The sequence below is a fragment of the Streptomyces sp. AC627_RSS907 genome, from assembly GCF_019049165.1.
Window position 1 is genome coordinate 1 of the sequence record NZ_JAGMUE010000143.1, and the last position, 20992, is coordinate 20992.

Annotated in this window: 18 protein-coding genes and 2 pseudogenes; 12 read left to right on the forward strand and 8 right to left on the reverse strand. The window is 71.8% G+C overall.

Annotated features, from left to right (window positions below; all coding sequences use genetic code 11):
• The 5 genes from KUM32_RS28280 to KUM32_RS28300 all read left to right on the forward strand — a co-directional run.
• Positions 1-430: sigma-70 family RNA polymerase sigma factor (locus KUM32_RS28280; protein WP_217144556.1), on the forward strand; the 430-nt coding region annotated here is incomplete at its 5' end.
• Positions 431-898: 468 nt separating this feature from the next.
• Positions 899-3412, forward strand: coding sequence for a BTAD domain-containing putative transcriptional regulator (locus KUM32_RS45035; RefSeq protein ID WP_217144810.1), 2514 nt, complete (start codon positions 899-901; stop codon positions 3410-3412).
• Entirely contained in the window at positions 3319-3993 is a 675-nt protein-coding gene (locus KUM32_RS28290) for a response regulator transcription factor (RefSeq protein WP_217144830.1), read from the forward strand. Before KUM32_RS45035 ends, KUM32_RS28290 begins: the two co-directional genes overlap by 94 nt.
• Positions 3994-4422: 429 nt before the next feature.
• Positions 4423-4878 carry a hypothetical protein gene (locus tag KUM32_RS28295; protein ID WP_217144811.1) on the forward strand — a complete coding sequence of 152 codons (456 nt, stop codon included), beginning with the start codon at positions 4423-4425 and terminating at the stop codon, positions 4876-4878.
• A gap of 159 nt (positions 4879-5037) precedes the next feature.
• On the forward strand, positions 5038-6885 hold the full coding sequence (locus tag KUM32_RS28300) for a long-chain fatty acid--CoA ligase (protein ID WP_217144812.1): 1848 nt from the start codon (positions 5038-5040) through the stop codon (positions 6883-6885).
• A gap of 50 nt (positions 6886-6935) precedes the next feature.
• Here KUM32_RS28300 and trxA read toward each other — a convergent pair whose 3' ends face one another.
• The 6 genes and pseudogenes from trxA to KUM32_RS28330 all read right to left on the reverse strand — a co-directional run bounded on the left by trxA (position 6936) and on the right by KUM32_RS28330 (position 12638).
• Positions 6936-7265, reverse strand: coding sequence for a thioredoxin (gene trxA / locus KUM32_RS28305; RefSeq protein ID WP_217144813.1), 330 nt, complete (start codon positions 7263-7265; stop codon positions 6936-6938).
• Positions 7266-7319: 54 nt separating this feature from the next.
• A complete protein-coding gene (trxB, locus tag KUM32_RS28310; RefSeq protein WP_217144814.1) occupies positions 7320-8291 on the reverse strand; it encodes a thioredoxin-disulfide reductase in 972 nt (323 codons plus the stop codon).
• Entirely contained in the window at positions 8272-8877 is a 606-nt protein-coding gene (locus tag KUM32_RS28315; RefSeq protein ID WP_217144815.1) for a hypothetical protein, read from the reverse strand. Before KUM32_RS28315 ends, trxB begins: the two co-directional genes overlap by 20 nt.
• A gap of 277 nt (positions 8878-9154) precedes the next feature.
• Positions 9155-10315 (reverse strand): N-acetylmuramoyl-L-alanine amidase, encoded by a 1161-nt coding sequence (locus KUM32_RS43905; RefSeq protein WP_254406256.1) that lies wholly within the window; start codon positions 10313-10315, stop codon positions 9155-9157.
• Positions 10316-10489: 174 nt separating this feature from the next.
• Positions 10490-11761 (reverse strand): annotated as a pseudogene (locus tag KUM32_RS28325) (beta-ketoacyl synthase); the annotation flags it as partial.
• A 409-nt stretch (positions 11762-12170) separates the two neighbouring features.
• The gene (locus KUM32_RS28330) at positions 12171-12638 is read right to left on the reverse strand and encodes a thioesterase family protein (protein WP_217144817.1); all 468 of its coding nucleotides are present in this window, start codon (positions 12636-12638) and stop codon (positions 12171-12173) included.
• 238 nt (positions 12639-12876) lie between these two features.
• Here KUM32_RS28330 and KUM32_RS28335 point away from each other — a divergent pair, with 238 nt between their 5' ends.
• From KUM32_RS28335 to KUM32_RS28355, 5 genes are all read left to right on the forward strand, one after another.
• Positions 12877-13482 carry a hypothetical protein gene (locus KUM32_RS28335; protein WP_217144818.1) on the forward strand — a complete coding sequence of 202 codons (606 nt, stop codon included), beginning with the start codon at positions 12877-12879 and terminating at the stop codon, positions 13480-13482.
• A 143-nt stretch (positions 13483-13625) separates the two neighbouring features.
• Positions 13626-14135, forward strand: coding sequence for a DUF3237 domain-containing protein (locus KUM32_RS28340; protein ID WP_217144819.1), 510 nt, complete (start codon positions 13626-13628; stop codon positions 14133-14135).
• A 142-nt stretch (positions 14136-14277) separates the two neighbouring features.
• Entirely contained in the window at positions 14278-14727 is a 450-nt protein-coding gene (locus KUM32_RS28345) for a ricin-type beta-trefoil lectin domain protein (protein WP_217144820.1), read from the forward strand.
• 336 nt (positions 14728-15063) lie between these two features.
• A complete protein-coding gene (locus KUM32_RS28350; protein WP_217144821.1) occupies positions 15064-16086 on the forward strand; it encodes a CPBP family intramembrane glutamic endopeptidase in 1023 nt (340 codons plus the stop codon).
• A 72-nt stretch (positions 16087-16158) separates the two neighbouring features.
• The gene (locus KUM32_RS28355; protein WP_217144822.1) at positions 16159-17013 is read left to right on the forward strand and encodes an AfsR/SARP family transcriptional regulator; all 855 of its coding nucleotides are present in this window, start codon (positions 16159-16161) and stop codon (positions 17011-17013) included.
• A gap of 255 nt (positions 17014-17268) precedes the next feature.
• Here KUM32_RS28355 and KUM32_RS28360 read toward each other — a convergent pair whose 3' ends face one another.
• Complete coding sequence (locus tag KUM32_RS28360) at positions 17269-18288, reverse strand: hypothetical protein (RefSeq protein ID WP_217144823.1); 1020 nt, start codon at positions 18286-18288, stop codon at positions 17269-17271.
• Here KUM32_RS28360 and KUM32_RS45445 point away from each other — a divergent pair.
• Positions 18288-18628 (forward strand): annotated as a pseudogene (locus tag KUM32_RS45445) (hypothetical protein); the annotation flags it as partial. The gene KUM32_RS28360 and the pseudogene KUM32_RS45445 overlap by 1 nt on opposite strands.
• A gap of 214 nt (positions 18629-18842) precedes the next feature.
• Here the strand turns inward: KUM32_RS45445 and KUM32_RS28365 are convergent.
• On the reverse strand, positions 18843-19322 hold the full coding sequence (locus KUM32_RS28365) for an RICIN domain-containing protein (protein WP_217144824.1): 480 nt from the start codon (positions 19320-19322) through the stop codon (positions 18843-18845).
• A gap of 324 nt (positions 19323-19646) precedes the next feature.
• On the opposite strand from KUM32_RS28365, the gene KUM32_RS28370 reads away from it, so the two are divergent.
• Positions 19647-20675, forward strand: coding sequence for an ankyrin repeat domain-containing protein (locus KUM32_RS28370; protein ID WP_308408736.1), 1029 nt, complete (start codon positions 19647-19649; stop codon positions 20673-20675).
• Positions 20676-20992: the final 317 nt, after the last annotated feature.

Here is a 20992-nt window from a genome sequence, read left to right on the forward strand (position 1 = left end):
TGACTGGCACCGTGCGGAGGACCTGCTGCAGGAGGCCTTCGCCCGGGCGTGGCGGCACAGTGCCATGTTCGACGGGGACATCGACAAGGCACGGCCGTGGTTGTTCACCGTGGTGCGCAACCTGGTCATCGATCATCACCGGGCCTGCCGGATCCGGCCGGTCGAGACGCAGTTGTCCGACGTGCAGGAGACCGTTTCCGCGGATGAGTCGGACCGTGTCCTGACCGCGCGGGTGGTCGCGGAGGCAGTGGCCGAACTGCCCGGGCAGCAGCGTGAGGTGATCACGCTCATGTATTTCAGCGGGTACACGGTCACCCAGGCCGCGGAACGCCTGGGCATCCCGGCGGGGACGGTGAAGTCCCGGTCCTACTACGCCATGCGGGAACTGCGCAGACTCCTGGCCGATCGCGGGGTGCTCCTGGGGGACTGACCCTTCCCGCGTCCGGGCTCCGCCGCCACGGAGCCACTCCGGGCACCCCCCACCCCACCAGCCCGGACCACCCCGCGCACGACACCGAACACCGACAAAAGCCCACTGCTCACCGCATGCCCGGCCGGCCGACGGAAAATGAGCAACGAAGTGGCCTGTGAGGTGAGCACCTGACAGCAGCACTCTGCTTCCATGAGCCACGCGCCCAGCATGTCCCAGAGCGACGACGGCCGCTCATCGGATGGCGATGAGTCGCCGGATGTGCCTGCGTGTCGGCCGGTGCCCCTCGCATCCGTATGCCTCCTGGGACCCCTGGAGGTGCGTCTCGGCGACTCCGGCCAGACGCTTCCTCTCGGACCGCTGCAGCGTCGGCGCCTGTTCCTGCGTCTTCTGGTCGCCGACGGGGTCCCAGTCTCCTCCGAGCGGCTTGTCCACGACCTGTGGGACGGCTCTCCTCCTCCTTCGGCCGTGGCGTCCCTGCACGCGCACATCAGCCGGCTCCGTTCCGCGCTGGCCGCGCTGACCGGCGCGAGCCTGCTGACCACCGCAACCGGCTACCGCTTGGTCCTGCCGGACTGCGCCACCGACGCCGAGATCTTCGAGTACCGGCTGCGCTGCGCCCGTGAGACCGCCCGGGACGGCCGCCCGCATCATGCGGTCGAACACCTCGAAGAGGCACTGCGCTCGTGGCGGGGTCTTCCCCTGACCGAGGCCGCAGGCTACGCCTTCGCCGAGCCGGAGGCGGACCGGCTGAGCGAACTGCGCCGTGAGGCGATGGAACTGCGCGTCCTTCTGTTGCTGCGGACCGGTTCCGCCCGCGCGGCGGTGGAGGTGGCCGACGCGCTGGTGCGTGACCAGCCCTTGCGTGAGCCGTCCTGGGCTGTGCTCCTGCGCGCTCTGCAGGCGGCCGGGCGGCCGGTGGAGGCGCTGCGGCGTTACGCCGAGATCCGACTGTACTTCGCCGAGGAACTCGGCGTGGAGCCTGGATCCGCCCTGCGCAGGATCCACGCCGACCTGCTCCGCGACGACGAGGAGCCGTCCGGGCAAGCCGCCGTCCTGGCCGATGCGCGATCACGCCCGAAGCCCGCGGCACCGTCCATACCCGTGGTGGGCCGCGACACGGAACTCGCGGTGCTGCGCTCGGCGGTGGAGGCCAGCCGGTACGAGCCGCGCTGGGCCGTGCTGCAGGGACCGCCGGGGTCGGGCAGGACCCGTCTACTGCAGGAGATCGCCGAGCTGGTGCGTGCCGCGGACGGGACCGTGCACTGGGCCCGCCATCCCGGGGAAGGGAATCACGCCGGGGTGGTTGCGGAAGGTGTCGGCGCGCTGCTGGACGAAACGGAGAGGTACCCGGCGCGGTGCGGGGACGCGGCGGCGCACCCGCGGGTGTGGCTCGTCGACGACGCCGAGGGCATGACCGCGGCGGAGGCACAGCGTCTGACCGCCCTGGCCGAGACCCTGTACGACGTGCCGCTCCTGGTCGTGGTGGCGGTGACCTCTTCGATGGAACGGACCTCGCACATCCACCGCGTGCTGGCGGCGTTCGCCCGCCGCAACGCCGTCGTCGCCGAGCTGGCCCCGCTCACCGAGAGCGACGTGCGGACCCTGCTGGCGTCCGCACCGCAGGCCGCGGTGCACACCGGACCGGCCGACTCGGCGCGGCTGCGGCGGGCGAGTGGGGGCAGTCCGGCTCTCCTGACGGCCCTGCTGACGGCCGGTGCCCTGCCGTCCGGCCCAGGAGCGCTGGTGCCGCCCACGGTCGTCCACGTCGTCAACGGCATGCTGTCCGGGGTCGACGAGTCCACCGCCGAGGTGCTGCACCTGGCCGCGCTGACCGGTCCCGATGTCGATGTCCGCCGCCTCGCCGCCGTCCTCGGCCTGACCGCCGCCGCGGTCCGGCAGCGGCTGGACAGTGCGCTGGCTGGCGGCCTGCTCACCTGGACGGCCGGCGCCGACGGTACTGCGGGAAAGTACTCCTTCGCGGGCACCGTGGTGCGCGACGCCCTGCTCGGCACCCTCACCCCCGGCCGCCGCCAGACTCTGGAAGCGTTGATCGACCGGCACACGCGGAGGACCGGTGCGCGCCCCGTGTGCCGTGATGCCGCGCCCCGGCGGTGCGCCAAGGGTGCCGTCAGGTTGTCCCGGAGCGGTGTCCGCCGCCCCGCCCGGACGGGCACGGGCGGGTGTGGCGGGCCGCGCCGTGGTGCGGAGCCCGTCAGCGCCGTGTCGTCGGACACCGCCGCTCGCGCCGCCCGGCGTGCAAACCCGGTTCGAACGGCGGGTGGCGGCTCCCTGCGGTCCGCCGTACGCGGGTACGGCGACCGGCTCGCCGCCGCCTCTTGGGAGCGGGAGGTGGCGGGTGCCGCGGCGGGCGGCGGGCTCGGGTGGGTCCGTACCCGCGGGAGGACGGAGCTTTTCGCGGTGGAGGCCCGGGAACGCCCGCCGGGTTCGGGGGCGCTGTCCCGGCCGTGGACGACGGGGAGGTCGGAGGGTCGGGGGAGAGGTCGCGGCGGTGACGGGCACCGAACGCGGAACCGGGCCGCTGCACACGGGTTGGCGGGAGCCGCCCTGTACGGGTCGGGGCGGCTCCCGTCGGCTACCGCCACGGTAGGCCGAAGCTGCGGCGGTGCATCGCGTCGTCGCAGGAACCGGCAACGCGGACTACGTGCCTGTGGCGCGGACGGTTCAATGGGACCGCGAAGAAGCCGTCCGGAGATCTGCGCGGGGCGGTGGTCCTGCCGGGGCCGTGGCCGGTGCTGGAGGTTTCTCCCCCGGTGGTCGGAGCGACAGGACCTCCGGTGGGCGTGCTTCCGGTGTGTTGTGGTGTGCGGTTGTGGTGTGACCGGTGCCGGCAGTGGTGCCGGCACCCCGAGAGCGGGAGGTACCCCATCAGCGTTCGTGTCATCGTCATCGACGACCAGGTCGTGGTCCGGGCCGGTTTCGCCGCCGTCATCGACGCGGAGCCGGACCTGGAGGTCATAGGGGAAGCGGGGGACGGAGCCGCCGCGGTCACCCTCGCGCAGCAGACCTCACCCGACGTGGTCTTGATGGACATCCGTATGCCCGGCATGGACGGTCTGAGCGCCACCCGCCTGATCACCAGCCTGGACAACGGTCCCCGTGTCCTGGTGCTGACCACGTTCGACCTGGACGAGTACGTCTACGAGGCCCTGAGGGTGGGCGCGTCCGGTTTCCTCCTCAAGGACGCCCGGCCCGAGCAGCTCATCGACGCCATCCGGGTGGTGGCCGCGGGCGACGGCTTCCTCGCGCCCGGTGTCACAAGGCGGCTGATCGATGCCTTCAGCACGGGCGCCACCGCGCAGCCGCAAGCCGAGCACGCCTTGCGTCTACTCACGCCGCGCGAGCGCGAGGTGCTGCTCCTGGTCGCGTCCGGACTGTCCAACGCGGAGACCGGTGAGCGACTGGGGGTGACGGCGGGAACCGTCAAGTCCCACGTCAATGCGCTGCTGGGCAAACTGGGCCTGCGGGACCGGGTGCAGGCGACCATTCTCGCCTACGAGACGGGTCTCATCAGGCCGAGCGCAGCGGGAACATCCCCCTGACCGCGCGCCGCCGGCCCCCAGCCCTTCGGCTTCTGCACCTCGGGTGCCGGTTCACCGGGCACAGGGCTGCGGCCCTGTGCCCGGTGAACCGGGGGTCACACCGGCCCGTAATGGCGACGGGGCCACCGCGCCGGGTGGAGCACCCCTGTCCGCGCCCGAGAGGACACCCCGGCCCAGATCTCGGGCACGTTCCCCTCCGCCAGCTCGCCTGTTCACGTCAGACCCGCAGACGACCTCGCCGACGTTGTCCTACAGCAGCGATCAAGTCGCGTATCCCAATTGGCGGTCGAGTCGTCGCGGGGCTCCGGGCGGCCAAGTCCTCTAAGCCATCCGACGGGCTCACCCATGACAGCCATACCCAGAACCCCTGGGCCCTTCGATCTTACGAATGACCGAAGCAGACCCACGCTTGAAAGGTAGGACACGCCCATGTCCATGCCCGTCGTCGTCCGCCCGGCCCTTCTCGCCTGCGCGGGCGCGGGATGCGCTGCCGCTGCGGCGTTCGCCGTGCGCAGACGACGGCGCGCCGCCGCGGCCCCCGCCACCGCATCACTGGTCCTCCGAGCCACGGGCACCTACCGCGTCTACGTGATCGGTTCGGCTCTGCGACCTGGCACCGGCGTCAGGTGCTGGAGCTTCTTCTCGGAGGTGGCCCCGCCGCACGGCGAAGGGTGGAGCATCGACCTGCCGGCGGACGTCGACTACGCGGTCGAGGTCCGCGGCTACCGCACGTCCGCGCCGGGCGCGAGCTTCCCGGTCACCCGTTTCGTGTACCGGGCCGAGGCCTCCATGCTGATTGATGTGGACGGCACCCCCCGGCATCCCCGGGCCCGCTGTCGTCCCCTGCCGCACCGCTTTTCCTCCCCGGTCCGCTCCAGGGGGTGAACCGGTGGCGGTTCAGGCGCGTAGTACGCGCACGAGGCGCCGGTCGTACGGTTCCTCGGTCATCGGATCCGTGCCGCGTTCGGCCTCCCCCGCCAGGCGGCACGGACCCGGTCACACCCTGCGCGTGCCGCCCGCCACCTCCCCTGCCGGAGCAGTGTCATGAGTACAGTCCCCAACCGGGTCGCCGAACGTCCCGCGAGTGTCCTGCACCTCCTGTCGGACCGGGTACGCAGCGATCCCGACGCGGTCGCCTACCGGTTTCCCGCGCGCCTCGACGAGGAAGGCCCCACGCAGTGGGACTCGCTGACCTGGTCCGAGGCGGGGCAGCGGGTGCAGGACATCGCGGCAGGACTGACGACGCTCGGCGTCGCGGAGGACGACCGGGTGGGGATCCTCGCCACGACGCGCATGGAATGGATCCTGGTGGATCTCGCTGTCATGAGCGCCGGTGCCGCCACCACCACGGTGTACCCCACCACGAATGCGGACGAGACGGCGTACATCCTGGCCGACTCCGGCAGCACGGTGCTCATCGCGGAGGACGCCGGGCAACTGGAGAAGGTGCTCGGCGTCAAGGACCGGCTACCGCGCCTGCGCACCGTGGTTCTGATGGAGTCCGCCGCCCGGCCGGCGGCCGAGGGCGTCACCGTGCTTTCGCTGGAGGAACTGCGGCGCCGGGGCGCTGCCGTGCTCGCCCGCGACCCGCGGCTGGTCGAGGACGGGGTCCGTGCGCTGGCCCCCGGCCGGCTGGCCACGCTGATCTACACCTCGGGTACCACGGGCCGTCCCAAGGGGGTGCGGCTGACCCACGACTGCTGGTCCTACCAGGCGGTGGCGCAGGAGGCGGTCGGCACGCTGCGGGCGGACGACGTCCAGTATCTGTGGCTGCCGCTGTCGCACGTCTTCGGGAAGTCTCTGGTCTGCGGTCACATCGCCACCGGTCACGTGATGTATGTCGACGGGCGGGTCGACCGTGTGGTCGGCAACCTGTCGGACATCCGGCCCACGGTGATGGCCGCGGTCCCCCGCATTTTCGAGAAGGCCTACAACGGCATCGCCACCCGGGCGCGGGAGTCCGGCCGCCTGCGTCACGCGGTGTTCCGGTGGGCCGCGCAGGTGGCGCGGGAGCACGCCCGCGAGGGCCGCCCGGCCCTCACCCGGCGGCTCCAGCACCGGCTGGCGGACCGCCTGGTGTACGCCAAGATCCGCGAGGTGTTCGGTGGCCGCATGCGGGCGGCGATCTCGGGCAGCGCGGCCCTGGTCCCGGAGATCGGCGGCTTCTTCCTCGGGGCCGGCGTGCCGGTGCTGGAGGGCTACGGTTTGACGGAGACCTCCGCCGGCACCAACGTCAATCCCGTCACCGCCCCCCGTATTGGCACGGTCGGCCCGGTCATGCCGGGCACGGAGGTACGGATCGCCGCGGACGGTGAGGTGCTGCTGCGTGGTCCGGCGGTCATGGAGGGGTACCACGGGCTTCCCGACCGGACCGCCGAGGTGCTGGAACCGGACGGCTGGTTCCACACCGGCGACATCGGCGAACTCGACGCGGACGGGTACCTGCGCATCACGGACCGCAAGAAGGACGTATTCAAGACGTCCAACGGCAAGTACGTGGCACCCAGCGAGATCGAGGGCGCCTTCAAGGCCCTGTGCCCCTTCGCCGGCAGTGTCATGGTGGTCGGCAGCGACCGGAACTACTGCACGGCGCTGATCGGCCTGGACGCCGCGGCCCTCATGCCCTGGGCCGCCGAGCAGGGGATGGGTGCGAAGACCTACGCCGAGGTGATCGCGGACCCGGCCACCATACGTCTCGTGGACGGTTACGTCCGCCGGCTCAACGAACGGCTGCAGCGCTGGCAGACGGTCAAGAAGTTCACGCTGCTCCCCCGGGACCTGGACATCGAGCACGGCGAACTGACCCCGACCCTGAAGGTCAAACGGCGTGTGGTGGCCGAATGCTACGCCGGGGAGATCGACGCGATGTACGAGGCGCCGGGCGCCGGCTGAGCGGTGCGGCGGTGACCGCCGGCAACCGGCCCGCCGGCGCCCGGCGGGGGTCAGCGCAGGAAGCGGGAGAGGTCGCGCTCCACCATGGCCTTCGGCCTGGCTCCCACGAGAGTGCCGGCGACCTTCCCGTTCTCGAAGACCTTCATGGTCGGAATGGACATGATGCCGTACTTGGCGGCCGTGTCCGGGTTCTCGTCGATGTTCAGCTTGACGATCTCCAGCTTGTCACCGTGTTCGGCGGCGATCTCTTCGAGGACCGGGGCGATGCGGTGGCACGGGCCGCACCAGGCGGCCCAGAAGTCCACCAGGACGGGCTTGTCGTTCTTGAGGACGTCCTGGGCGAAGGACTTGTCGGTCACGTTCTTCAGGGTGCCGGCCACGGTGGGCTCCTTGACTGTTCGGTGGGTTGCGGTGTGCGCGGGTTGGGCGGGGGTTCAGACGGTGGTCTTCTCGGGCTCGGCCGGCTCCTCGTCCGCGAGGGCGGCGAGGTAGCGCTCGGTGTCGAGGGCTGCGGAGCAGCCGGTGCCGGCGGCGGTGATCGCCTGGCGGTAGGTGTGGTCGACCACGTCACCGGCGGCGAAGACACCGGTGAGGTTGGTGCGGGTCGAGGGGGCTTCCACCTTGAGGTAGCCCTCGGGGTCCAGGTCGAGCTGGCCCTTGAAGAGTTCGGTGCGCGGGTCGTGGCCGATGGCGATGAACAGGCCGGTCACGGCCAGGTCCGAGAGCTCGCCGGTCTTGACGTTGCGCAGCTTCAGGCCCGACAGCTTCTGGTCGCCCTGGACCTCGGCGATCTCGCTGTCCCAGACGAAGGAGATCTTGGGGTCGGCGAACGCGCGCTCCTGCATCGCCTTGGAGGCGCGCAGGGTGTCCCGGCGGTGGACGATCGTCACGGACTTGGCGAAGCGGGAGAGGAACGTGGCCTCCTCCATCGCGGTGTCACCGCCGCCGATCACGGCGATGTCCTGGTCCTTGAAGAAGAAGCCGTCACAGGTCGCGCACCAGGAGACGCCGCGGCCGGACAGAGCGTCCTCGTTCGGCAGGCCGAGCTTGCGGTGCTGGGAGCCGGTGGTGACGATGACGGCCTTGGCGCGGTGGACCGTGCCGGCGGTGTCGGTGACGGTCTTGATCTCACCGGTCAGGTCGACGGCGACGACATCGTCGGGGATCAGCTCGGCGCCGAAGCGCTCGGCCTGGGCGCGCATGTTGTCCATGAGCTCGGGGCCCATGATGCCGTCCTGGAAGCCGGGGAAGTTCTCCACCTCGGTGGTGTTCATCAGCGCCCCGCCCGCAGTGACGGCGCCCTCGAGCACCAGCGGCTTCAGCGACGCGCGCGCGGTGTAGAGCGCCGCCGTGTAGCCGGCGGGCCCGGAGCCGATGATGATCACTTCACGGGTGTTGCTGTGCATGGTCGTCTCCAGGGGTGTGGTGCGGCGGGGCCGCCGGCGGCGGGCCTGGTGCCAGGGAGGCTGACCGCGGGCTGGTGCGTCCCGTCGGCCGGGCGTCTTCGTCGAGTACGAGCCTCAACTCGGTGGCGCAGGTGTCGGCCGTCCGTGCCTGCCACTGCCGTGCCTGGACGGGGTCGTCGTGCAGGCACCAGGGGCACGGGTGGAAGTAGCGCCGGCTGCTGAAGCTGTAAGGGACTTCGAGCGGCAGGAGCGCGTCGGCCGGGTGGACCCAGGGGCCGGCCTGACAGGCCGGTACCGGGCAGTGCAGCAGTCGTTCGGGAGTGGAGTCCTCGGCTGCGCCGACGGCTTCCAGGCCGCTGATCAGAGAGGCGATCCGTTCCCGCAGGCCTGGTTGTTCCGCGCGGTGGCGGCAGTGGCGGCAGTGGGGTACCAGCAGGGTCCCGTCGGCGCGTACGCCCGCGTGGCCGCCGATGCAGCGGTTGGCCTCACGGGTGTGCTCGCCGTCCTGTCCGCACCGGACGCACGTGTAGCGCGCGGGGGTCAGGTCGGAACGACCCCCCGGCTCGCCTGTCCTGCGTTCGGTCATCACTGGTCCCTTCACGGTGCGTCTGCGACGGTGTGGCGCCGCCCTCACTATTCCATAATTCTATGGAACATTGCAATACCGTGGTGGGGGGGGGTTCGCAGGACACTTTGCGGGTGAGATGCCGAAGGGAAACGCCGGAGGGGCGGCCGCCGGGCCCGGTCCGCGGTGGGAGGGCGTCACGCCCGCGACCCGTCCGCCGTGGACGTGAGCGGCGTACGGGCCGCAGGTGTGCGGGGCACCGCTCGGCGTGGACCGGCACGCCGAGCGGTGCCGTGCCTCAGGCGGGGCGTCCCACCAGGGTGCGCAGCTTGGGCAGGTCCGCGTACAGGGTGCCGCCGGGGCACTCCGTGGTGAGCCAGTCGCGGTGCCCGCTGAGCACGGGGTTCCTCTTGGTGACGCCGTTGACGGGGTTGACGAACGTGGTGGTGGCCGTCGCGTCGAGCCCGTGGGTCTGGGCGTGGGCGGCGAGCACGGTCACCAGGGAGGCGCGGGCGGCCGCGCTGGGGGCGCGGTCGGTGTACGTGCCGAGGAGGGCGACGCCGAGGTTGCCGCTGTTGTACCCGGCGGCGTGGAAGGCGGTGACCAGCTTGCCCTCGGCGTTGTGGGCGGGCGTCCCGTCGGTGCCCGACCAGCGGCCCTCGTAGACGCGGCCCTCGGCGTCGATCAGGAAGTGGTAACCGATGTCGCCCCAGTCGTTGATCAACGCGTGATACGCGTAGATGGCGCGCACCGTGGCCGCGGGGTCCGGGTCGTCGTTGCGTCCGGCAGTGTGGTGGACGCTCATCACCTGGGCCGGGTAGTAGGCCGTCGGAGTGTTCTCGGTGCCGTCCGGCAGGAAGCGCAGCGACTCGTCGGCGCCCCAGTCCGCCCGGCTCAGGTACGGCACGTTCGTCGCCCAGCGCGGAACCCTCCGCTCGGCGCGCACCTGGCTGCGCTGGGGACCGGCCATCGTGTCCAGCGCCACCGACCGGACGTCCGCGGCGTCCACGGGCGGCTCGATCTCGTACCCGTATGCCCTGGCGGGCGCCGCCACCATGGCGGACACCGCGGAGTGCCCCTGTGCGCCGCCCCGCGCGGTGTCCCTGCCCGCGACGCAGCCGGGCCGGACCCTCTGCCACGCGCCGGGGGCGCCGTCGGCGGAGAGGAACCGGATACGGCCGCCCCGTGCTGCTCCCGTCCACTGGACGGCCACATGACTGAGTGGGAAGCCGGTTTCCAGGGGACCGGACTCGGTGCTCTGCCGCAGGCGAGTGGAGGGGAACGACCGGGTGCCCGTACCCAGGACCGCGTCCGCGGCCCCCGTTCGGGTGCCGGCGGCCGGTGCGGCGGCGGCCGTCGCCGCACCGGCCGCGGCCGTCACGGTCAGCGCGGTCGCGGCCATCGTGCCCAGCGCGGCGCGCCGGGACATATCGGAGAGGGGAGGATTGCTGGCGTTCATCGTGTGACTTCCTCGTGTGTCGTGAGCGGACAGGAGAGGCGGACCGGGCGGTCGGTGCGCGCGACGCGCCGGCCGCCCGGCCGGTGGTCAGGAGCGGGGGCCGGGCACGGCGGTGATGATGTCGCGCAGGAAGCTCTTGACATCCTGAGCGCGCGGGAAGGGGCAGGGATCCTCCAGGGCGCGGAAGCCCAGGACGACGTTGTGGCCGCCGAAACCGAAGGAGTTGTTCAGCGCGACGACGGGTCCCTCGGGAAGGGCGCGCGGTGACGCGGAGACCAGCGCGGGGTCGACCTCGTCGTCCAGGTCGGTGATGTTGATGGTGGGCGGTGCGGTGCGGTGGTGCAGGGCGAGCACGGTGGCGACCGTCTCCACTCCGCCCGCTCCGCCCAGCAGGTGCCCGGTCATCGACTTCGTCGCGGACACGGCGACCTGCGACAGATGGCTGCCCAGCACCTGCCGCAGCGCCCTGATCTCGGTCAGGTCGCCTTGGGGTGTCGACGTCGCGTGGGCGTTGACGTGGGCCACCTCGGCCGGTGTGATGCCGGTGGCCTCCATCAGTTGCCGCAGCGCGGCGGCGATACCCCGGCCGGTGGGCTCGGGCTGAGCGATGTGGTGGCTGTCGGAGGACAGACCCTGGCCGAGCGCCTCGCAGTACACCCGTGCCCCGCGCCGTGCCGCGTGCTCGGCGTTCTCCACGACCACGATGCCCGAGCCCTCGCCGAGGACGAAGCCGTCGCGGTCCCGGTCGTAGGGGCGTGACGCCGTGGACGGGTCGTCGTTGCGCCGTGACATCGCCATCATGTTGCCGAACGCGGTGAGGTTCAGCGGCACGATGCATGCCTCCGTGCCGCCGGCGACGACGACATCGGCGCGCCCGGTACGCACCATGTCGATGGCGTAGCCGACGGCCTCGGCGCCCGACGCGCACGCACTCACCACGGTGTGCACACCGCCTTGGGCCCCGATGTCGAGGCCGATCTGCGCGGCCGGGCTGTTCGGCATCAGCATCGGCACGGTCAGTGGCGACACCCTGCGGGGGCCCTTCTCGCGCAGCACGTCGTGCTGGTCCAGCAGTGTCGAGACGCCGCCTACACCGGTGCCCATCACCACCGCCAGCCGTTCGGGCTGTACGGCGGCGTCCTCCGCCTCATCGGTTCCGGTGGCGAAACCCGCGTCCGCCCAGGCCTCCCGGGCGGCGATCAGCGCGAACTGGCTGGCCCGGTCCAGCCGGCGCAGGACATGCCGGGGCAGTACCTCGGAGGGGTCGACCGCGGCCGGGGCGGCGATCCGCACCGGCAGGTCGGCGGCCCACTCCTGGTCCAGGGTCACCGCTCCCGACCGACCGGCGAGCATCTCCTTCCACATGAGTGCCGCGTCTCCGGCCAGGGGAGTTGTCGCTCCGACACCACTCACGACGACGGGGTGGAGGGGGTGTGCTGACCTCAACTGTGTACTCCAGGCTCAGACGTTCGGTCGAGTGAGAGGCCCACGCGTCGGATGACGTCCGCGCGGCAGGCGGTGGCGGACGTGCGGCCGTACGGGATCGAGTGAGCCCGGCGGCCCCGGCCGGTCCTGGCGACGGGCGGAGGAACTGCGGTGGGGGTCTCGGAAAGGGGGGTGGGACGTGTCGTCCGGACGACAGCGGCCGCGGTACTGGACGGCCGGTGCGGGCCGGGCACGCCGCTTGGAGTCCAACCCATGACGCGCCCGGCCCACCAGCACTACGGCCGTGCCCCGCGACCGGTTCACGGACCCGACGTGGCGTGCGTCATGTTCCGTCCACCGGGGGAGAAGGGCTTCCGGGACGTGACGTGCTCGCCCCTGAAGTCCGCAGTCCGCGCGCGGGGTGGGACGTTCAGCCGGCCACGCCGGGCCTGACCAGTGGCTGGGCCCGCTCCACCGCCTCGGGGCTGAACGGCGTCGACTTGCCCGTCGCCGGGTCGAGGTTGACCTGGACGCGCTTGCCGGTGGCGTGCACGGTGGTGCGGTCCCCGGACATGATGCGGAAGGCGTACGTCCAGCTGGTGCGGCCCAGCCGCTCGATCCAGAACTCCACCAGCACCTCGCCGATGCTGGTGATCGGGAACTCGTAGACGAACTCCAGCGCCCGGATGACCTGGTACTGGTCCGGGATCGTGGTGGACCGGTCGAAGGAGAATCCGGCACGTACCCAGTAGCTGGTCAGCCCGCGTTCCAGCAGGGAGGCGTAGCGGCCGTGGTGCACCATCCCGTAGGAGTCCAGGTCGTCGAAGTGCACGGGAACCGTCTCGCACGTTCCCCCTTCGGCCTGTACGTGGGTCTCGGTGGTGGCGGCCTCGGTCATGTCGGCTCCTTCGCTCGGTGATGCTGACGCGGACCGGTACGGTCTGCGCCGTGCGCCTGCCGCGTTCTCGCGTGGTTCTGTCGGGTCGTCAGTGCACACTCCGGAGGAACGAGGGCCACCGTCCTCCGGTTCACCGCGCGTGTGCCGCCCTCGGCGCCGTGACGCCGCGACGGCGCACCGGGTGAACCGCTGTCCCCGCTTCGTCGTTGGGTGCGGCGAACATGCGAGGAGTGGAGCGGTGAACGGGTGGCGGCACCAGCAGGCCAGGCTTTTCCAGATCAGACGGGATCCGGCCGTCGCGGGCGACCGGTACGAGGTGACCTGGGGCTGTGCCGGCAGCCCCGACGCCGAGATGGTGGCCTACGCCGAGGGCCGCGGCACGGACATGCCGGACCGGCTCGTCTTCTATACCGACAGGACCATGTCCTGGGTGCTGTTCGTGGTGCGGACGTCTCCTTTCCCGCACTCCCGGGACGCCGTCCATGAGGTACGGGACGGCTCGGGCGCGGTCATCGGCTCGTTCCGGGCGACGTTCACCGCCTCACCCTCGCGACCGGAATGGACGATGCGGCAGGGCCGCGCCCTCCTGCTGACCGGCCGTGAGCGCGGCACGCTGACGTCCGCGCTGAGGCACGCGTGGGACGCCTTCCCCCTGTTCCGCCTGCCGCAGACCGTCTGGTCCTCCGGCTTCGACTTCACCACCGGCAGCGGTGAACGGGCCCTGTGCGTCGACCGGGCACGCGAGCGGCACGGGGGGCACGTCCTGGACGTCGCCTCCCCCGTGGTCGACCGCCGTCTGGCCATCGCACAGGCCGTGGCACTCGACTCGCTGTGGTCACGCTGACCCGTGAACCGTTCCGTCACCTGCCGCGTAGTGCGGGCAGACGCCGCCGACGACCGGCCTTCCGGACCGGTGAGGCCGAACCGTGGGGCCCGCCCGCGCCCGGCCCGGTCCGGCCTCCCGCGGGACGCACCGTACGGCGGACCGTGACCGCCGCTGCCGACCGCATGGGACTCCTGGTGACCAACAAGCCGCTGCTGATCCACGAGCTGGACTACTCCATCGACCTGAACCCCGCCTCGCTCGCGGTCGGGAAGGGCCCGTACGGCATGCGTGTCATCGGCCAGGCCAGGGAAGGCAAGGTCACCGGCAAGCGCATCAACGGCACCATCGGCAGCGGTGGTGGCGACTACATGCTGATCGGTGACGACGGCTTCGCCCGCGTCGACGTGCGCACGGTCTTCGAGACCGGCGACGGCGCGAAGATCTACGTCCAGTACCTGGGCCTGCTGGAGATGACCGAGGGCGTCAGGAAGGTGTTCAACGGCGGTGACACGCCTACCGACTTCGGCGACCAGCACTTCTTCGTGACTCCCCGCATGGAGACCGGTGACGAGCGCTACGCGTGGGTGAACCACTCGACCTTCGTGGCACAAGGACGCCTCCTGCCGGGAGTCCGTATCGAGTTCCGCCTCTACCGGGTCGTGAACTCCTAGAACGTCCGTACGCGTCCCGGCAGGCCGTCACCAGGACGCAGTCGACACGGACCCGCCACAGCGACGGCAACCCCCCATCGGAACAGCACGTGAGGAACACATGAAGAAGAAGACGCTCTTTGCCGGGCTGGGAGCAGCCCTCATGATCGGCCTGACGTCCGTGACCCCGGCGCAGGCCGACACCGATCCCACCTACAAGTTCGAGCAGGTCCTCAACCCCGGCAAGTGCCTCGTGGTCCCCAACCCCGCCTGGCCCGACGTCGCAATGGGGAGCTGCGACAGCGGCTACGCCCGCTGGCGCTACTACGACGGTACGGGGCAGCTGCTCAACATCGGCTCCCACAGGTGCCTCAAGGCGGACGGCCGCAAGGTGACGGTGCAGATCTGCAACAGGGACGACGCAAACCAGCGCAACTGGAATGCGAGCACGAACAACACCTTGCCCGAACTGGGCGGCATCACCAAGCACTATGCGACCGGGGACAGCTGGCGCTTCCTCGTCGGCTGGACGGGCGGGAGCGTATCCCTCGAGAACCCCGTCGACCTGCAGGGAGAGCCCCAGAAGTACCTCTTCTGGCTCCGTCCTGCATAAAAGGCCCGTCGCCTGAGCGGCCGGGCCGTGTGGGCGTCCTCGCGTCCGGGTGGCGGCGGACGTGAGGACGTCGGACGGACCGCCGCACACGGCCGGCCCGTCTCGACCCTGACGAAGGAGCGACGGTGGCTCGGTCGTACGGCTGTCACCACCGTCCGTCCGTGACGCTTTCGAGCAAGGCCCGATCCCGCTCACGGCGGGATGCGGCGGACCTGGCCGCGAGGCGCGATGCCTGCCCTGGGGTGGAGCCGTCCGCGTCGTTTCTGCCTTAGGGCAGAGACGCTTCTCCTGCTGCCGGCCGACGAATCGGCCGGCATGACCGGAGAAGCTGATGTCATGTCGCTGAACCTGCCCCTGGCCAACCCCCCGCAGCCTGCCGCCCCGAGTGCCCCGAGTGCCCCGAGTGCCCCGAGTGCCCCGTACGAGGGCCTGCCGCACTCCCGGATGGCCCGGACATCGGCCCGGTTCGCCACCTGGCGCCCGCTCCTGGGTATCCCGCTGTTCGTCGTCGCGTTCATGGTCTCCGTGCTGCTGCTGGACGTCGCCGGCTACGCCGTGGGCAAGGCCCTGGGCCGGCCGGAGCGGTCCGACGGCACCATGAACCTGGGGGTGCTGGGCGATACGGCCCATTCGCTGTTGGCCATCGCTGTCACGATCCCCGTGGTCATGCTGACCCTGCGGTGGATGGAGCGCCGGCCTGGGGGCACCGTGATGTCGGTGGCCGGGCGGCTGCGGTGGAAGTGGCAACTGACCTGTTTCGCGGTGGGCTTGCCGACGGGCGCGCTGCTGATCGCGCTCACCTTTCTCACGGCCATCGGTGAGAACGGCGGAGGTGCCGAGGATTCCGGCGGGTGGGCGGGATGGGACTTCTTCCTGCCCGCCCTCGTGATGCTCGTGCTGCTCGTCCCCCTACAGGCGGCGGCGGAGGAGGTGGTGTTCCGCGGCTGGCTCACGCAGGTCGTCGGGTCCCTCACCCGTCACCCCTGGGTTCCGGTCGTCGTCCAGGCACCGCTGTTCGCCGCCGCCCACGGCTGGGGCACGTCCTCCGGGTTCATCACCCTCACCTACTTCGGCGTCGTCGCGGGGTGGCTGACCTACCGCACCGGAGGCGTGGAAGCGGCCATCGGCCTGCACGCGGCGTCGAACCTGCTCTCCTTCCTCCTCGGCGCCTCGATCAAGGACGGTCTGGTCAGCGACGAGACGGCCGCCGACGCCTCGGCGCTCCTCGCGGCCCTCGACATGGGCACGACCACCCTCTACGCGCTGGTCGTGCTGTGGCTGGCCCGCCGCTGGGGCGTGCAGCGTACGCGCCCGGAGCGGGACTTCCCCGTGTGGGAGGCGTCCGAGGCCCGGAGCTGAGACCTCCGCGTCGGGTTCCTCACCCTCGGCGCGTCCCATCCCCCCACTTCCTCCCGTTTCCAGGAGCGTTCGATGTCCGTCATGCTCGTCTCGCGTCCCGTCGTCCCGGAGCCGGCCACCGCCGTGGGATTCGCTCTGCTGGGCCCGCTGGAGGTGTACTGCTACGGCACCGCCGTGCCGACCGGGCCGCGGCAGCGGCGGCAGCTGCTCCTGCGGCTGCTGATCGCGAAGGGGCAGTTCGTCAGTCCCGCCCGGCTGTGCGACGACCTGTGGGACGGTTTTCCCCCCTCCGGAGCGCTGTCGGCCGTACGGGCACACGTCAGCAGGCTGCGCACCGCACTCGGCCGGACGCCGCAGGTGCCGGCGGAACTGGTCAGCGGCCCGCTCGGCTACGCGCTGCGGGTCTCGCCCGACCTGGTGGACAGCCACCACTTCGAACGGGCCGTGACGAACGCCGGCGCGCTGCTGGACGGCGGCCGGGCCGGGGCGGCGGTGCAGGAGGCCGAGCACGCCCTCGGCCTGTGGCGCGGTCCGGCCCTGGCGGACGCGGCCGACCACGGCTTCGCCGCGGAGGAGATCTGGCGGCTGGACGAACTGCGCTGTGTGGCCGAGGAGACCCTGATCGCGGGACTCCTGGCGACGGGCCGGGCCGAGCGGGCGATCGTGGCGGCCCGCGCGCTGACGCGTCGTCAGCCGCTGCGGGAGTCGGCGTGGGTGCTGCTGCTGGAGGGCCTCGGTGTCGCGGGCCGCCCCGCCGAGGCGATGCGCGAGTACTGCCAGGTGCGGGGGTTGCTGCAGACGGAACTCGGCCTGATGCCGGGGCCGGAGCTGCGGCGTGCCGCGGTCGCCCTCCAGGGGGGAACGGACCGGCCGGCCCCGGGGGGCCGGCGGCCGGGCACCGGCAGCCGGTACGCGTCGCTGTCGTGATCGGTCCGCAGGCCGGGCCCGCCGCCGCGCGGCGGCGGGCCCGGCCTGCGGCGGTCCGTCGCCGATGCGCGGGCCGTGCGGGAGCGGGCTGGGGAGAGCGACAGCGACCGGCGGGATCCGAATCCGCGGCCGGTGTTCCGTGCCGCCGCCCGCGCCCGGCCCGGTGGCCGCGGCGCCACGGGGGCGGCTCGCCGCCGTGGTCCGGCGCCCCGGGCGCGGGCGGCCGGGGCCGCTCACGCCCGGGGCCGGGAGACGTCAGCGCAGACCGAAGGCCCGGATGATCGTCTGGCGGACGCTGTTGCCGTCGCCGTCCCGCGCGGTGGACCGCAGGCTGACGTGGCCGGCTCCGGGCGGGGCGTGCAGCACCGTACGCCATCCGTCGCCGTGGCGTTCGGTGCCCACCCGCCGCCAGGTCACCCCGTCGTCGTAGGAGACCTCGACCGCGGGCCTCGCGACCGGGGCGGTGGTACCCGGCAGGTGGGAGGCGGTCACCGTCAGCGCGGTCCGCCGCTTCGCCCGTCCGGACAGGTCGGTGTCCACGCCGTAGTCGAGCTGGATCAGCGGCAGGGACCGCGGCTCACCGTCGGCCGCGGAGGTGAAGTCCCACTCGGTCAGCGTGCGGACGGAGTACGGGCCGGCCCAGGTCCCCCGGTCGTTGTCCACCACCAGCCGGTAGGGCAGCGGCCGCGTGTCCAGCTCGGAGACCTGGAGGTACTCCGTGTTGCTGGAGCGCAGGAGCTTGTCGCCCTGGTGGAGCGTCAACGTGTTCTTGACGTCCTGGTTGCCGTAGGCGTCACCGACGTGCCCGGCGCCGGAGTCTCCCCAGCCGGGTGCGGGGACGTAGAAGGTGTCGAGGTGGCGTACCGGCTGATGGCCCAGCGGCCCCATGCGAGGCCGCATGACGGGCCCGAACCAGCGCACCTCGGCGGTCCTGCCCGCCGGGTAGCGGAGCACGTCGACCGAGTGCTGCGCCGTCTCGCCCCTGATCGCGGCGTCGTCGACCCAGACGGCACCGGAGCTCACCCAGTCGGTCCGCCGGCCCTGGGCGGGCGCGGTGAGCTGGTTGCCGACGGTCCACCCCTGCCAGACGTCGGCGCGGAACTGCATCGCCTTGGCCGGGCGGTGATGGCGGAACGAGACGTCGACCCGGCCCAGTTCGTGCTGCCGCTCGCGCCAGGTCGGGTCGGCCGGGACGGCGCCGGGCCAGTGGCGCACCACGTCGTAGAGGTAGTCCGTGACCGGGTGGGAGGTGACCCGCAGACGGGAGTCGCCCACTGATCAGCGAACGCGTCTCCGCGCATGCGGGGTCGTACGACGAGAGCCGGTGGCCGTGGTCGGTGCCCTGTGTGCGGGAGCTGACCGGGAGCGACCTCCGCCTCACGGCACCGGTGACGTTCCTGGCCGGCGAGAGCGGACCGGGGAAGTCGACTTGGTGGAGGCCGTGGCGGAGGCTTCGGGCCGGACTCCTGGAGCGGTTCGCACGGCTGGCGGTACGCCCCGCCCCGCCCAACTGGCCCGCGACGGCGGCCAGGTCCGCCGCGCCACCCACTCGCCGCTGCTGACCGCCCTGACCGGGGCGGACATCATCGAGGCCGCCGAACACGGCATGCGGCGGACGGTGCGACCGCTCCACGGAACCGGCATGGCTGTGGTGCCGTGTCCGGGCCGGCAGGGCCCCCGCGGAGCCCCGGTCGCGCAGCGGGTTCCGCCGGATAACCGCTCCAGCGCCGGGGCGCAGACCCCCTTCCGCCCGCCTGCCGTCAAGGTGCGGAGGCGGGCGGAAGGGACAGGCCGCCCCCGCTGGCCGGTGTGTGAGCCGGCCGGTGAGATCAGCCGCCGCAGCCGTCGGTCTGGGTGTATGCCCAATGCTGCTTGCGGTTGGTGTCATCCGCCTCGGCGAAGGACACCGAGCCGCCGGTCCAGCCGGTCAGCAGCGTTTCCCAGCGGTAGTTCACGATCGCTCCGTGGTCTCCGCAGGTCATCCTGTAGACCTGTCCGACGTCATACGTGAGGCAGTCGGAGAGGTAGATGCCCCCCGCCTGGTTTCCGTCGAGGCACTTGTTGAGGCTCGGCGACTTGATCATGTGAGCCCGACCGGTCAGCCGCTGGAACTGCCAGTCGGTGTGCGGGGCACCACAGTCGTCCTGACGAAGGGAGATCTTGCCGTTCGCGGGGACGGCGGCGAGGCACTTGCCGGTGGGTATGTTCCTCAGCTTGGTGGGCACCGGGTCGTGGGCGGCGGCGGGAGTCGCCAGGCCCAGGGTGGCGGCGGCTGCCGCGGCGAGGACTGCCATCAGTGTCTTGCGCATGTGCTCTTCTTTCCTTCGGTGAGAATCCATGTCCACGGGCCGCGGCCACTGCTTCGCCCGGCGGCAGAACTCCGTGACGCTCCTTCCACGTCGATTGCGCACCCACGGTTCAGTGCCCAGGGCACGCATACAGTCCGCGGAGGCGGCTCCGTACATGCCGGGACCGGTCGAGAGGGCCGAACGCGGACTGGGGAATCGGTGCGCGTCCACGCTGACCGTCCCGCGCCCGTCGGCGGGTTGTCGCCGTCACCGTGTCGAACCGCGCGCGGTCATGCGCCGTAGTCGTCGTGAACAGCGTGACCGATCACCGGAAGGAAGAAAACCGTGCCTCCTCTCGACGAAGGCTGGGAGTCGATGGGCTGGGACGACTGGGCCGATCTGGCCCAGGTACGTCGCAGACTGGATCAGGGCGCCGACCCCAACACCGCCCGCGACACGCCTCCGCTGCACAGGGCCGCCGAGGCCGGCACCCCGGAGGTGGTGGCGGAACTGGCCCGGCTCGTCGACGACGTGGACGAGGAGTGGGAAGGCCACACGGCTCTGTTCGCCGCGGTGTTTTACAAGAATGCCGCCGCGGCGAAGGTTCTGGTCGAAGCCGGTGCCGACCCCTGGCGGGAGATGATCGGGCACTGGTCACCGGGGCGTCTCAATCTGGCCGGACCGACGCCCGGCCTGTTCCACGTGCCCCGGGGCCAGGCAGTACTCAGCTGGCCCGAACGCGCCGCGGCGGCCGAGGCCCGGCTGCTCAACGCCGCGCTGTCCTCCTATGAGGTCGACGACAACACTGGTCTGGCCTGTGTCGCGGGCCTCGGTGTCGCCGAGGTCATCCGGCGTCTGGGCGCCGAACGGCTCACGGAGACCGGTCCCGGATCCCTGGTCGACGACATCATGGAGGACCCGATGAGCCATCCGATGGACGAGTCGGCTCGCGTCGTCGGAGTCACCGAGGTGCCCGGCGGCTGTGTGCTCGTCCAGCCGTGGGGGTGCACGCCCAACATGCCGGGACTCCTGGACCCTCTGACCGAAGGCACGATCGGATACGGCTACTACGCCAACCCCAAGGGCGCCGAGCACGGCTCGTTGATGGTCAACGGTCACCTCCAGCGCCAGGAGGAGTTGGGCCTCTTTCCGCCCGAGTCCTGGTGGGGCTGGGACTACGACGGAGAGGTGGAGTACAGACGATGCGCCGCACTGGCAATGGACGTCTTCTACGCCTACCTCCTGGGGCACTCGGCGGCCTACGCCTGTGCCATGACGGGTCTGCGTCCCGCGGACGCGCGCGCCTTCGACGGGACCCCCGACCAGTGGATCCGGCTGCCCGCGTCGTGGCAGACGGCGGCATCGATGGACTGACGCGTGGGCAGCACCGGGTGGTGCGCCGCACCGCTCGCGGGGCGGGACCCGCGTCGCGCGCGGTGTCCGCGGACACCGCGCCCGGTCGTCCGGCGGCGCGGAAGGGATGAACCACCAGCCAGACGGGGCCGTTGAGGGGTGCGGGACGAACGACCGCCCGCCTCGCCAAGAGGCGGGCGGCACGGGAAGGAAGGCGATGGCGAGCCGACGTACGCGAACAGGCGACCGCACCGCGCACACTCCGGCCGCGCTCCGGCAGGCGTCCGCGCCCTCGCGCGGGACCGCTCCCGGCACGGCGTGCGCCCCGTTCGCCGCGG